We start from the raw sequence: 12384 nt of genomic DNA on the forward strand, positions 1-12384 counted from the left end.
AGTCGGGGTGCCTGGCGTTCGTGGGGTGCTGCTGCGGGATTGAACAATTGATGTTCCCATTTGGAACAGGTTCGCCCGCGCGACACTGCGCAGCGTCGGGCAGATCGCCGGACGGTGTCCCGCATGTGATGCGTTTCGGCTTCGTGGCACGGAATCTGCAGGTGTCGGAAAAACAATGCGTCTGTGCCCCAAGGCAAAGGCGCGGACATGGAGACACGGGTTCATGCGAGGGTTCTGGAGCAAGCTGGCGTGTGCGCTGATGCTGGGCGGTGCGATGGTGGCGGGGGCCGTGGCAGCCGAGCGCCAGGTGGTGCGCGTCGGCATCCTGCAGTTCGGTACCGTGAGCTGGGAGCTCGACGTCATGCAGCGCGAAGGCTTTGCCGAGCGCGAGGGGGTCGAGATCCGCATCGTTCCGCTGGCGCTCAAGGATGCGGCCAACGTAGCGATCCAGGGCGGTGAGGTCGATGTCATCGCCAACGACTGGATCTGGGTTTCGCGCATGCGCAGCGAGGGGCGCGACTATGTGTTCTCGCCCTACTCGCAGGCCGTGGGTGGCGTCAGCGTACGCCCGGATGCGGGTATCGCGAGCTTTGCCGACCTCAAGGGCAAGCGCCTGGGCATTGCCGGCGGGGCGCTCGACAAGAGCTGGCTGCTGCTGCGCGCCTATGCGCGCAGGACGGTTGGCGAGGACGCAGCCACCTTCGTGCGCCCGCAGTTTGCCGCGCCACCCCTGCTCAATGAACTCGTCATGCGCGGCGAACTGCCCGCGGCGATGAACTTCTGGCACTTCAGTGCTCGCCTGTCTGCGGCCGGCATGGCCGAGCTCATCACCATGCCGCAGATCCTTGCAGGGCTGGGCATCGAGGACGCGTTGCCGCTGGTGGGCTGGGTGTTCAGCGAGCGCTGGGCACGTGCCAATCCGGGCGCCATCGAGGGCTTCCTGCGTGCCTCGGCTGCGGCCAAGGACCTGATGCTTGCCTCGGATGCGGCCTGGGAGGCGCTGCGGCCGCTGATGCGAGCCGAGAACGAGGACACCTTCATCGCCCTGCGCGAAGGCTTCCGGGCCGGGATCCCGCGTGCCGATGGCGAGGATGGCGAACGCGAGGCCGAGCGTGTCGCAGCCCGCGTATTCGCCATCCTCGCCGCAGAAGGCGGTCCGGCACTGGTCGGCAGGTCCGACGCGCTTGCGCCGGGCACCTTCTGGCGACGGGGAGGGGCGCAGTGACGGGGCGGCCTCAGGTACGCGCTCAGGCTGGCACTCAGGCAAGCATCGATCCGCCACGCTTCATGCCGTCCAACGCACGCAACCAGGCCCAGACCACGAGCGTGTCGCCGGCCAGCCGCCGCGACCGCTGGCTCCGCCTTGCCTCCCTGCTCGTATTCGTGCTGGTCTGGCAGCTCGGCGCGCTGATCGCCGACAACCACACGCTGCCCACGCCGGCTGCAGTGTTGGCGCGCATCTGGGACGAAGTCGCGTCGATGGCGCTCCCTGGTCATCTTGCCGTCACCCTTGGCCGGGTGGTGGTCGCCTTCACGGCGGCGATGCTCATCGGCGCCCTGGTGGGCATGGCAATGGGGCGGTGGCGGCAGTGTGACGCCTTCTTCGACGCCTGGCTGGTGCTCGGCCTCAACATCCCGGCGCTGGTCACCATCATCCTGTGCTACGTGTGGTTTGGCCTCAACGACTGGGCCGCCATCCTGGCCGTGGCGATCAACAAGATCCCGACCGTCATCGTCACCGTGCGCGAGGGCGCGCGGGCGGTGGACCCCAAGCTGCTCGACGTCGCGCGCGCCTACCGTCTGTCGCGCCGGACGACCTTCCTGCGTGTGTACCTGCCCCAGCTCGTGCCCTACCTGATGGCGGCGGCGCGCTCCGGGCTGTCGCTGATCTGGAAGATCGTGCTCGTGGTGGAGTTGCTCGGCCGCAGCGACGGCGTGGGCTTCCAGCTCAATGTCTTCTTCCAGTTCTTCGACATCACCGGCATCCTTGCCTACACCCTGGCCTTCGCCGCGGTGGTGCTGACGGTCGAAGCCTGGATGCTGCGCCCGCTCGAGCGCAGGCTGACCCGTTGGAGGGGCTGAGCGATGCTTGAGATCCAGATCGACCACAAGCGCTACCCGGACCGTGGCGGGCGTCCGCACCTTGCCCTGTCCGGGTTGCGGCTGTCCGTGCGCCAGGGCGAGTTCGTCTGCGTGGTGGGGCCGTCGGGTTGCGGCAAGAGCACCCTGCTCAACATCGTCGGCGGGCTCGATCGCGACATGAGCGGGCGAGTCGATCTCGACGGCGCGTTTCCCGAGGACATCGGCTTCATGTTCCAGGAGCCACGGCTGATGCCCTGGCTGAGCGTGCTCGACAACGTGCTGCTCGTCGCCCGCGCGGCAGACCCGCGTGCGGCTGCTGCGGTACGCGAGCGTGCCGTTGCCTTGCTGCGGGCGATGGAACTGGGTGACGTGCTCGACGCCTATCCCGGCAGGCTCTCCGGCGGCATGATGCGGCGCGTCGCGCTGGCGCGGGCGTTCGTCAATGAACCGCAACTGCTGCTGATGGACGAGCCCTTTGTGTCGCTCGACACCCCGACCGCCAATCGACTGCGGGAGATGCTGGTCGAGCAGTGGCAACGCTGCGGTGCCAGCGTGCTGTTCGTGACCCACGACTTGCGCGAGGCGCTGGCGTTGGCCGATCGCGTGTGTTTCCTGTCGTCTGCGCCAGCCCGCGTCGTGCTCGAGCATGAGGTCGAATTGCCGCGCCCGCGCCAGCCGGGCTGCGCAGAGGTCGGGCGGCTGCAGGAAGCGCTGCTGGCCCGTCACCCCGACCTGCTCGGCGGCTTGCCGCTGGCCGGGCATGCACGGGCAAACTGCGAGGGGGATGCACATGCCTGATTCGGCGCGTGAAGTGTTGCTGTCCGTACGTGGCGTGCGCAAGTCCTACGGCGCGCGGCCGGCGCTGAAGGGCGTCGACCTGCAGGTGTGCGCCGGTGAGTTCGTGGCCTTGCTCGGCCCCAACGGCGCCGGCAAGAGCACGCTGTTCCAGCTGCTCACCGGCCTGTTCAATGCCGACGCCGGCCAGGTACAGGTGTGCGGCCACGACATGCGGGTCGCGCCGGTGAGCGCGCTCGGGCGCATCGGCGTGGTGTTCCAGCAGATGACGCTGGACATGGATCTGAGTGTCGAGGCCAACCTCGTCTTCCATGCCCGCCTGCACGGGCTCGGCCCGCGGCTGGCGGCGGCGCGCATCGACGACGCGCTGGCCCGCCTGGGCCTGGGCGATCGCCGCGGCGACCGTGTGCGCGAGCTCTCGGGCGGCAACCGGCGCAAGGTGGAACTGGCGCGCGCGCTGGTCCACCGCCCCTCGGTGCTGCTCATGGACGAGGCCACGGTGGGTCTGGATCCGGCCTCGCGCCGCCACCTGCTCGACGAGGTGCTGGGTTTGCGGGCCACCGGCGTGGGCGTGCTGTGGGCTTCGCACCTGGTGGATGAGGCCGAGGCCGCCGATCGCGTGCTTGTACTGCACCGTGGCGAGCTGCTCGCCGAGGGCGCGCCGGCTGCGCTGGTACAGGCCTCTGGCAGAGCCAGCCTGGCCGAAGCCTTCCTGGACATGACCGGCGCGGGAGCCGCAGAGCCGGCTTGATGTTTTCGTGCGGGGATCAGCCCCGTTTTTTTGCAGCAGCCGGGCCAGGAACGGTCCGGTCACCATCGACCAATGAGGAGACGACAATAATGAACCGACTGAAGACCCTGGGCTGCGCAGTGGCCACCTCGCTCATGCTTGCCTTGCCCGCCGGCGCCGCCCTGGCCAAGGACACCGGCTACATTTTCGTCAGCAGTGAGAACGACAACGCGGTCACGGTGCTCGACGGCAAGACCTTCCAGGTGGTCAAGACCATCCCCACCGGCGAACGCCCGCGCGACATGAAGCTGACCGCCGACCGCGAGCAGATCTTCGTCATCGCCAGCAACAGCGAGCGGGTGGATGTGATCGACATCGCCAAACTCGAGGTGGTGCGCAGCATCGACGTGGGCGAGGACCCGGAGATGTTCGATTTCAGCAAGGACGGCAGCAAGATCTACGTTTCCAACGAGGATGACGCCGAGGTCTCGGTGGTTGACGTCGCCAAGAATGAAATCCTCGCCACCATCGAGGTTGGCGAGGAGCCCGAGGGCGTCCTGGTCAGCAAGGATGGCAGCCGCCTGTACGTGACCTCCGAGGTCGCCAACATGGTGCACGTGATCGACACCGCGACCAACGAGATCCTTGCCAACGTGGTGGTCGGTAACCGCCCGCGCCGCTTCGCCGACACCCCGGACGGCAGCGAGGTGTGGGTGACCAACGAGCTTGGCGCCTCGGTGACGATTCTCGACGCCAAGGCCAACACCATCAAGGAGACGGTCAGCTTCGCGCCCAAGGGCTTCCGCAGCGAGGAGGTGACCCCGGTCGGCATCACCATGACACGCGATGGCAAGACCGCCTACGTCACCCTCGGCCGCGCCAACCACTTCGCCGTGGTCGATGTCGCCAGCCGCCAGATCAAGGACTACGTGCTCGTCGGCAGCCGCGCCTGGGGCGCTACGCTGAGCCGAGACGAGTCGATGCTGGTGATCGTCAATGGCCTGTCCGACGACATCTCCATCGTCGACACCAAGACCAACAAGGTGCTCCGTTCCGTGCCGGTCGGCCGCGTGCCGCACACAGCGGTGATCGACGACTGATGTAAGGCTCGCGGCGCGCATCGCCCTGTAGGAGCGGCGCCAGCCGCGAGGGTTTGAAGGCGACGGGCGTCGGCGGGTGCGATGAAAAGCTCGCGGCTTGCGCCGCTCCTACGGGAGAGCGCCGCGGTGCCTGTTCCCGCTGTAGGAGCGGCGCCAGCCGCGAGGGTTTGAAGGCGATGCGGGCGGTGGACGCGACACAAGGCTCGCGGCTTGCGCCGCTCCCACGGGAAACCGTCGCGCCTATGTCGGACCTTGGTTTGCGAGGCCCGCGGTGCTGACCTGGAATATGGATGGAGAACGATAAGATGAAACTGCGTTTCCCCCCGCATCTCGCTTGCGCGGCGGGCGCTCTGCGTCCGCCGCCGATGGCTGGCCTCATCCATCTGGCGCTGGCGATGGGCTTGCTGCTCTTCACCCTGGCTGCCACGGCAGCCGAGGTGATCCGCTTCGGTTACCTGGAGCTGGACAAGGATCCGCGCTACGACGACAAGAAGGCCTTTTTTCGCACCCTGTCGCGTCCGCTGGGGTCGCCGCTTGCCGGTGCCGAGGTGGCGATCCGCGAGGTGCGCTTCGTTGGCCAGGCCCTGGGCGTGGGCTTCGAGCTCGCGCGCGCAAAGGGTGCCGATGCCGCAGCCTTGCTCGCCGAACTCGACAGGCTCAACGGCGAGGGCGTGCGCTTCTTCCTGATCGACGCGCCGGGTCCGGTGGTGGCCGAGCTGGCGGCGAAGACGCGCGGCCGCGAACTGCTGCTGTTCAATGTGTCTGCGGCCGACGACGCGCTGCGCCAGGCGCAGTGCCAGGCCCACCTCTATCACACCCTGCCCAACCACGGCATGCAGACCGACGCGCTGGCCCAGTTCCTGGTGTTCAAGAAGTGGCGCAACGTGCTGTTGCTGCAGGGGCCACGCGACGAGGACAAGCTCATCGGCGCCGCTTTCGAAAACTCCGCGCGCCGGCTCGGCCTGAAGATCGTCGCCAGGAAGGAGTTCGTGCTCAGCAATGACCCGCGCCAGCGCGAGCAGGGCAATGTCGGCCTGTTGACCGCCGGCGCCGATCACGATGTCGTCTTCGTCGCGGATAGCGACGGCGAGTTTGCGCGCAGCGTGCCCTACGACACCGTGCGCCCGCGTCCGGTGATCGGCGCCGAGGGCCTGGTGGCCGAGGCCTGGCACTGGGCCTGGCCGCGCCATGGCGCACCCCAGCTCACTGGCCGCTTCGACAAGCAGGCCAAGCGTCACATGGGCAGCGCCGACTGGGCGGCGTGGATCGCGGTCAAGGCGGTGGTCGAGGCCGTGGTACGCACCGAGAACGCGCCCTTCGACAAGCTCGTTGCCTACCTCGGCAGCGAGGAGATCACCATCGACGGTTTCAAGGGCAACCGCCTCAACTTCCGCGACTGGGATCGCCAGTTGCGCCAGCCGATGCTGATCGCCACCCACAACGCGGTGATCGAGCGCGCGCCCATCCAGGGCTTCCTGCACCAGAGCAACAACATGGATACGCTCGGTTTCGACCGCCGCGACAGCCAGTGCAAGCCCTGAACCGCCAGAGCCGAACGGAGTGGATGCATGAATGGACGCATGAAGGCCAGGCCCGGATCGATTGAACGCTGGCGCTGCCGGGAGGGCCGTGCATGAGGCTCGCCCACGCCCTGCTTGCGCTGCAGGCGGTCACCAGTCGCGAGGTCGCCAAGTTCGTCCGCCAGGGCGGGCGGCTGGCGTCCGCCCTTGTGCGCCCGCTGCTGTGGCTGGTGGTGTTCGCCGCCGGTTTCCAGAACGTGTTCGGCGTCTCCATCATCCCGCCCTACGACACTTACATCCCCTACCAGACCTACATCGTGCCCGGGCTGCTGGGCATGGTGCTGCTGTTCAACGGCATGCAGTCCTCGCTGGCGATGGTCTATGACCGCGAGATGGGGGTGATGCGCCTGCTGCTCACGGCGCCGCTGCCGCGCTGGTACCTGTTGTTCTGCAAGCTGCTCGCCGGCACCCTGCTGTCGGTGCTGCAGGCCTACGTCTTTCTCGCCATCGCGGCGCTGTTCGATGTCGACGTGCCGTTTGGCGGCTGGCTCTACGCGCTGCCGGTGCTGGTGCTGGCCGGCATGATGCTGGGCGCGCTGGGCCTCCTGTTGTCGGTGCATGTGCGTCAGCTCGAGAACTTCGCTGGCACGATGAACTTCGTCATCTTCCCGATGTTCTTCATCTCGCCTGCGCTTTATCCGTTGTGGAAGCTGGAGGAGTCCGGCGCGCGGGTGATCCACTTCCTCGCCACCTGGAACCCCTTCACCCACGCCGTCGAGGCGATCCGTTTCGCACTCCATGGCCAGGTGTCGGTGCAGTCGCTCGCCATCGTCGGTGCTTGCCTGGTCGTCTTCTTCCTGCTTGCAGCCTGGGGCTACGACCCGCAGCGCGGCATGCTCAAGCGCACCGGCAAGCCGGGCTGAACGCCATCCCCCGCAAGTCATCAAGACCCACTCCTGGAGACGACATGACAACCACTCGCAGAAGCGTATTGAGCCTGGCCCTGTGCGGCCTGCTGGTCGGCAGCGCCTGGGCGCATGGGCCGAGCCGGCAGAAGGTGGAGCTCAGCATCGACATTGCGGCGCCGGCCGACAAGGTGTGGGCGCGGATCGCCAATTTCCACGACATGTCCTGGCATCCTGCGGTGGCCCGCACCGACGGCGCCGCGGCGAACGAAGTGGGTGCGGAGCGTGTGCTGGTCCTCAAGGGCGAGGGCGAGCCGAGCATCGGCGAGCAGCTCACCCGCTACAGTGCCGAGCGCATGAGCTACTCGTACAAGATCAGCAAGGGCGACGTCGCGGTGCTGCCGGTAAGCAACTACGTGTCCCACCTTACGGTGACGGCCGACGGCGACAAGGGCTCGAAGGTCGAGTGGCGCGGTGCCTTCTACCGGGGCTTTCCCAACAATGATCCGCCGCCCGAGTTGAACGACGCGGCTGCGATCGCTGCCGTGACCGGCGTCTACCAGGCCGGGCTCGATGCGCTCAAGCGCGAACTGGAAGGGCGCTGAGCGCCGTGGCCGGCGGGCGCCGCCCCTGTCAGTCCTCGAACAATTCGTTTTCGAGCGCAAGGTAGCGCCGCTGCACGTTGCGCTCATGCTGCAAGGGGTAGCGCGCCCAGTGGCTGTAGGCCGGCAGGTCCGCGGCCTTGATTGCCTCCAGCAGCGGCGTTCCGGCGGCGAGCAGGGCGTGCACCCGGGTGTCGATGTCGCGCAGGTAGTGGCGCAGGGCGGCCAGTGCGTGCGTGCCGGCAGGTGCGCCATAGCCCGGCACGATGAGGTCGCGGTCCTGCCCAGCGAGGGCTTCCAGCCTGTCCAGTGCGGCCAGCCAGCCCGCCATGTCGCCGTCGCGCAGTTCCGGGACTCGCCCGAAGCCCGCCAGCGCACCGGCAAAGACGATCCCGCTGCGCGTGTCGCGTACGATCAGGTCGCCCGGCGAACTGCCCCAGCCCGGGTGGATCAGCTGCAGTTCGCGTCCGCCGACGGTGACGACGGTGTCGCCGTCGATCCGCTGTGTGGGCACCACGACGCGCGTGCCGGCCATTTCGTCCTCGCCGAGCTGCGTGCGCAGCGTGCGCAGACAGGTTTCGCAGCGCGCCTCGATGAGCTCGGCACTGGCGCGATGGCTCAGTACGGGGATGCCGCGTTCGGCGAACGCGCTTGCGCCCATCACGAACTCCTGCAGCGGCTGGGTGATGATCGCCAGCACCACCGGCTTGCCACCGATGCGTTCGGCCGTCTCGATCACGGCGCGACCGTGGCGATACGAAGCCCCGCAGTTGATCACCACCGTGCCCTGCTCACCGACCACGAAGCCGATGTTGCCGATCTCGCCGCGGTTGGCCGGCGTCGGTGCGTCGACATCGCCGACGAGCACGTGGACGCCTTCGGCCAGGCCTTGCGGCATGCGCCCGGCCGCCGCGGCGTCCAGCTGCGCGAGGACGGCTGCGGGGGAGAACGCGATCAGGCACAGCAATGCCGCAGCAAGCCGCAGGGCCGCAGGGCCGCACGTCCACCGCCTGTCCGAATGTCTCATCCCACCTCCTGCTGGAGACGAACGCCATGAATGCAACGATACGCCGTCTTCGCCGCTTGCTCGTGGCGGCGCTGCTGTGCGCTGCGGGCGGTGTTGCCCTTGCCGCACCGCCATCGCTGGCGATGATCGGTTTCGAACTGCTCGAGGACCATCCGGATGGCAGCCGGGATGCCGAACAGCAGGCGCGGCTGAAGATGATCGACGCCGAGTTCCGCGCGCTCATCGCCGAGCGCGGGCTCTACCGGCCGGTGGATCTTGCTCCCCAGCAGGCGTTGGTGGACAAGGTGCGCAACAGCGCAGAATTCGTGTTCCGCTGCGTGCATTGCAAATCCGATCTCGCCGCAGGGCTTGGCAGCGACTATGTGGCTGTGGGTTGGGTGCAGAAGGTCAGCAACCTGATCCTCAACGTCAATATCGAGATCATCGAGGCGGCCAGCGGTCGTGTCGCCCTGGTCAAGTCGGTCGATCTGCGCGGCAACAACGACGAAAGCTGGCTGCGCGGTGTGCGTTTCATGGTGCGCGACATGGCCGAGAAGCGTGCGCTCAACCCGGGCTACGGCTTGTAGGCGCTGCTCGGGCGCATGGCACTAGCGCGGCGAGATCTTCAGCGCGCTCTCGAAGCGCAGATCGTTGGTGTCGATGACCTCGGCCTTCAGTTCGCCCTCGGCGTGCGGCAGGAAGTAGAAGCGGAAATTGGGATTCTCGCTGATCGAGAAGTCCACCTCCGCGCGCAGCACCGGCTCGCCCGCATAGCTGACCTGGATGTGGCGCACGAAATAGGCCGGCGTATAGAGCCGGGTGAGCTGATCCATGGCCAGGCCGGAGTTGTTCGGATGGCTGATCATCAACTGCGCGAGTGCCGGCTTGCCGGCCTCGACCTTGCCGTCGGCGGCAGCCTCGACGCGAAAGCGCATCTTGCCCAGATTGGCCAGCGCTGCCGTCATGTCCTTGCCCGGCGGTGCGGAGCAGCCGCCCGAGGCCTTGACGAAGCGGGTCGTCATGAACAGCTCGCCGTCATTCATCTGCGCGATCGCACGCACGTGGGTATAGGCCTCGATCCGGACCCGCGTCTCGATGTCGGCGCGGCCGCTGGCGGGCGTGAAGTGGAACACCGCACCGACCGGCGAAGGGTTGTTGTCGATGACGAGGTAGAGCTTCTCGATGTAGCGCTCGGCGCGCTGGTCGATGTGGGTGCGGATCGACAGCGGGACGATGGCTGCATCCTGGGCGCGGTCCGGGGCCTCGATGCTGATGACGTCGGGGGCAGGGCTGGTGATGTCGCGGCCCTGGAACATGGCCTTGCGCACCTGTTGCCAGGTCGCGTTGGCCTCCGCGTCGTCTGCCGCGGCCTGCTGCGCCAGGCCCGTGCCCGGCAGGCCGAGCAGGAGCGTGCACCACAGCAGCAGTGATCTGAGCGTGTTCATGGCTTCTCCTGTGGGGTGGTCCTAGTCTTCCCATTCCAGCTCGGCAAACGCCGCAGTCAGGTTGCGGCGATGAAAGTCGTCTGCCAGCAGCCAGCCTTTGATGCCGGTGCCGGCCAGCGCCTCGACCGTCTCGGCAATGCCGCGCCCCTCGGCGATGGCCTGGCGTGTGCGATCGCGGACCAGCGCGAGGTATTCGTGCTGGCGGGCGAAGGCGTGCGCCCATTCGCTCGTGGGGTGGCCGTGGCCGGGTACGACGAGATGTCCTGCCAGCCCGCCATTCGGGCCGGAGAGTGCGTCCATGACGGCCAGCCAGCCAAGCAGGCGGCCGTCGATCACCGGCAGGTGCGTCGAGAACAGCAGGTCACCCAGGAAGACGACGCCGCGCTCGGGGACATGCACGCTCAGGTCGTTGTCGGTGTGGGCGGTCTGCCAGGCGCGCAAGTGCAGGCGGACGTCGCCGAGTTCGAGCGTGAGGCTGTCGTCCACAAGGATCTCGTAAGCCGGGAACGCTGGCGCTCCCGCAGTGGCGCCGGTGTCGCGCCCGAGCGCGTGGAGATAAAACGGCGCGCGCGCGGCGAGTGAGGCGGGCAGGCGTGCGTGCGCAACGAAGCGGGGCCGCGGCTCGAGCGCGGCGAAAGCCGGGTTGCCGAGGATGTGGTCGGGGTGCACATGGGTGTTGATCACATAGCACACCGGTCGCGGCGTTGCCGCGCGGATGCTGGCGAGCAGGGCTGCGCCGGTTGCCGGGCTGCCCCCGGTGTCGATCACGGCGACACAGTCGGAGCCGACCACGAAGCCCAGGTTCGCCACATCGTCCGCGTCGGTGGCGGCCCAGGGCTGGTGCCGGCCCTGATGCACGAACACGCCCGGGGCCAGCTCATCGACCGGCAGGGGCTGGGTTGCCAGCAACTCGCCCGCGGCGCCTGCCAGCACGGCAAGCACTGTTACGAGGATGCCTGCGCGGGAGGCTCGGAGGGTGCGCACGGCCATGGGCCGCAGGGGCTCGGTGTGTCGGCGACCGGGGCGCTCAGCGGCTGGCGGCCGAGGTGTCGATGAAGCAGCCCTTCTTGGCCTTGGCCTGCAGTTCCTGGTACTTGCGCACTTCGCCGCGCCAGTGCTTGCCGCGGTAATAGCCGCCACGCTCGCCGCCGATGGTGTTGGCCAGGGAGGCAGTGTGCATGCTGCGGTAATCCTCGAAGCTGACCTCGCGTGCGAGCGCATCGAGCGCACATGAGCACTTGCTCGACATCTCGAACTGCGGGCCAGGGTGGTCGCGCATGCACTCGAGCACGTAGTTCACGCGCTCGATGGTGGGAAAGTCGTTGGCCACTGCCGGCAGGCTCGCCGACGCGGCAAGGGCGATGATGACGGTCGCGAGGGGTTTGAAGGACTTGTTCATCGGGCGTGCTCCACAAAGAGGCGGTTCATCTTCCGAGTGCCGCCTGTCTGGGTGGGAGGGCGGGCAGGGTGGCGCCATCGAGAACCAGCTCCTCGACCACCAGCGGTTCTGCGCCCGCCTCGGGGTTGTTCATGCGTGTCGCCATGCCGAGCACGCCGCCAGGGACGGCTTCCGACAGCCAGAACACATACTGCTTGTCCGCGTACTGGGCGAAGCGCTCGCGGTTGGGGTCGTCGTCGTACGGGGAGATCGACACCTCCTGCACCGCGACGCTGCGGCCCTGGTAGTGGGCATCGCGATGCTCGACCCGGGCGCCGTCGTAGATGGCCATGCGGATGCGCTTGCGGAAGTGGTTGGGCTGGCCCTTGGTCAGGCGGTTCATGTCGCGCACGTCATGCTCGAGGAAGTACAGGATGACGGGGTTGGCGCGCGCGTCCTCGACCTCGGGGAGCCGGGTGCGCCGCTCTGCGCTGAGGAAGTCGGCTTCGGCGTCGCAGCAGACACCGGCATCGGTCGGCGACAGCCGCAGCGCCACGCGGTCCTCGAAGCCGGCCTCGAGCGTGCCGTGCTTGCGGAAGCTGTACTCGAGCAATTGCGGCGGCTTGACTGCAGACAGGTGCTCGGACATGAAGATGATGCGTTCGGCCGCCGAATAGTCCTGCGCCTGCGCCGCCGCCAGGGCTGGCCTGCCCGCAAGTGCGAGGCAGCCCAGGGCTAGCACGGTGGCCCACTGCGCAAGGCGGATCGGAGTGTGACGGTGCATGCTGCCCTCTGTCGGTGTCTGCTGCGGATGGGGTGAG

Annotated in this window: 14 protein-coding genes; 9 read left to right on the forward strand and 5 right to left on the reverse strand. The window is 67.8% G+C overall.

Features of this window, described 5'->3' with window-relative positions:
* The first annotated feature begins 223 nt into the window (after positions 1–223).
* The 8 genes from LQF09_RS06655 (at position 224) to LQF09_RS06690 (ending at position 7737) form a co-directional block, all read left to right on the forward strand.
* Positions 224–1225, forward strand: coding sequence for an ABC transporter substrate-binding protein (locus tag LQF09_RS06655; RefSeq protein ID WP_002944298.1), 1002 nt, complete (start codon positions 224–226; stop codon positions 1223–1225).
* Positions 1222–2082, forward strand: coding sequence for an ABC transporter permease (locus tag LQF09_RS06660; RefSeq protein ID WP_002944299.1), 861 nt, complete (start codon positions 1222–1224; stop codon positions 2080–2082). Before LQF09_RS06655 ends, LQF09_RS06660 begins: the two co-directional genes overlap by 4 nt.
* Positions 2083–2085: 3 nt before the next feature.
* Entirely contained in the window at positions 2086–2880 is a 795-nt protein-coding gene (locus LQF09_RS06665; RefSeq protein ID WP_002944301.1) for an ABC transporter ATP-binding protein, read from the forward strand.
* Entirely contained in the window at positions 2873–3628 is a 756-nt protein-coding gene (locus tag LQF09_RS06670) for an ABC transporter ATP-binding protein (RefSeq protein ID WP_270069509.1), read from the forward strand. Before LQF09_RS06665 ends, LQF09_RS06670 begins: the two co-directional genes overlap by 8 nt.
* Before the next feature lie 89 nt (positions 3629–3717).
* Complete coding sequence (locus tag LQF09_RS06675) at positions 3718–4707, forward strand: PQQ-dependent catabolism-associated beta-propeller protein (RefSeq protein WP_002923388.1); 990 nt, start codon at positions 3718–3720, stop codon at positions 4705–4707.
* A 305-nt stretch (positions 4708–5012) separates the two neighbouring features.
* Positions 5013–6248 (forward strand): amino acid ABC transporter substrate-binding protein, encoded by a 1236-nt coding sequence (locus LQF09_RS06680; RefSeq protein WP_270069510.1) that lies wholly within the window; start codon positions 5013–5015, stop codon positions 6246–6248.
* A gap of 92 nt (positions 6249–6340) precedes the next feature.
* A complete protein-coding gene (locus tag LQF09_RS06685; protein WP_002923400.1) occupies positions 6341–7150 on the forward strand; it encodes an ABC transporter permease in 810 nt (269 codons plus the stop codon).
* Positions 7151–7194: 44 nt separating this feature from the next.
* Positions 7195–7737: an SRPBCC family protein gene (locus LQF09_RS06690; protein WP_037983184.1), complete on the forward strand. Its 543-nt coding sequence runs from the start codon at positions 7195–7197 to the stop codon at positions 7735–7737.
* A 28-nt stretch (positions 7738–7765) separates the two neighbouring features.
* Here the strand turns inward: LQF09_RS06690 and LQF09_RS06695 are convergent, their stop codons facing one another.
* On the reverse strand, positions 7766–8761 hold the full coding sequence (locus LQF09_RS06695; RefSeq protein WP_270069511.1) for an MBL fold metallo-hydrolase: 996 nt from the start codon (positions 8759–8761) through the stop codon (positions 7766–7768).
* Positions 8762–8787: 26 nt separating this feature from the next.
* Between LQF09_RS06695 and LQF09_RS06700 the strand changes: the two genes are divergently transcribed.
* A complete protein-coding gene (locus LQF09_RS06700) occupies positions 8788–9327 on the forward strand; it encodes a DUF3280 domain-containing protein (RefSeq protein ID WP_002923403.1) in 540 nt (179 codons plus the stop codon).
* Positions 9328–9348: 21 nt separating this feature from the next.
* Here the strand turns inward: LQF09_RS06700 and LQF09_RS06705 are convergent, their stop codons facing one another.
* The 4 genes from LQF09_RS06705 to LQF09_RS06720 are packed head-to-tail and all read right to left on the reverse strand — an operon-like array spanning position 9349 to position 12347.
* Positions 9349–10185 (reverse strand): quinoprotein dehydrogenase-associated SoxYZ-like carrier, encoded by an 837-nt coding sequence (locus LQF09_RS06705; protein ID WP_270069512.1) that lies wholly within the window; start codon positions 10183–10185, stop codon positions 9349–9351.
* Positions 10186–10206: 21 nt separating this feature from the next.
* Positions 10207–11175, reverse strand: coding sequence for a quinoprotein relay system zinc metallohydrolase 2 (locus tag LQF09_RS06710; RefSeq protein WP_270069513.1), 969 nt, complete (start codon positions 11173–11175; stop codon positions 10207–10209).
* Positions 11176–11212: 37 nt separating this feature from the next.
* A complete protein-coding gene (locus LQF09_RS06715; RefSeq protein WP_002923406.1) occupies positions 11213–11584 on the reverse strand; it encodes a hypothetical protein in 372 nt (123 codons plus the stop codon).
* 25 nt (positions 11585–11609) lie between these two features.
* Positions 11610–12347 (reverse strand): hypothetical protein, encoded by a 738-nt coding sequence (locus LQF09_RS06720; RefSeq protein WP_002944311.1) that lies wholly within the window; start codon positions 12345–12347, stop codon positions 11610–11612.
* Positions 12348–12384: the final 37 nt, after the last annotated feature.

The organism is Thauera sp. WB-2 (assembly GCF_027594845.1).
GTDB classification, from domain to species: Bacteria; Pseudomonadota; Gammaproteobacteria; order Burkholderiales; family Rhodocyclaceae; genus Thauera; species Thauera mechernichensis.

Coding starts and splice junctions, on each gene's coding strand:
- LQF09_RS06670 (WP_270069509.1), top strand. CDS start 2,873: ATGCCTGATTCGGCGCGTGAAGTGTTGCTGTCCGTACGTGGCGTGCGC.
- LQF09_RS06700 (WP_002923403.1), top strand. CDS start 8,788: ATGAATGCAACGATACGCCGTCTTCGCCGCTTGCTCGTGGCGGCGCTG.
- LQF09_RS06705 (WP_270069512.1), bottom strand. CDS start 10,185: ATGAACACGCTCAGATCACTGCTGCTGTGGTGCACGCTCCTGCTCGGC.
- LQF09_RS06665 (WP_002944301.1), top strand. CDS start 2,086: ATGCTTGAGATCCAGATCGACCACAAGCGCTACCCGGACCGTGGCGGG.
- LQF09_RS06695 (WP_270069511.1), bottom strand. CDS start 8,761: ATGAGACATTCGGACAGGCGGTGGACGTGCGGCCCTGCGGCCCTGCGG.
- LQF09_RS06675 (WP_002923388.1), top strand. CDS start 3,718: ATGAACCGACTGAAGACCCTGGGCTGCGCAGTGGCCACCTCGCTCATG.
- LQF09_RS06680 (WP_270069510.1), top strand. CDS start 5,013: ATGAAACTGCGTTTCCCCCCGCATCTCGCTTGCGCGGCGGGCGCTCTG.
- LQF09_RS06655 (WP_002944298.1), top strand. CDS start 224: ATGCGAGGGTTCTGGAGCAAGCTGGCGTGTGCGCTGATGCTGGGCGGT.
- LQF09_RS06720 (WP_002944311.1), bottom strand. CDS start 12,347: ATGCACCGTCACACTCCGATCCGCCTTGCGCAGTGGGCCACCGTGCTA.
- LQF09_RS06685 (WP_002923400.1), top strand. CDS start 6,341: ATGAGGCTCGCCCACGCCCTGCTTGCGCTGCAGGCGGTCACCAGTCGC.
- LQF09_RS06715 (WP_002923406.1), bottom strand. CDS start 11,584: ATGAACAAGTCCTTCAAACCCCTCGCGACCGTCATCATCGCCCTTGCC.
- LQF09_RS06690 (WP_037983184.1), top strand. CDS start 7,195: ATGACAACCACTCGCAGAAGCGTATTGAGCCTGGCCCTGTGCGGCCTG.
- LQF09_RS06710 (WP_270069513.1), bottom strand. CDS start 11,175: ATGGCCGTGCGCACCCTCCGAGCCTCCCGCGCAGGCATCCTCGTAACA.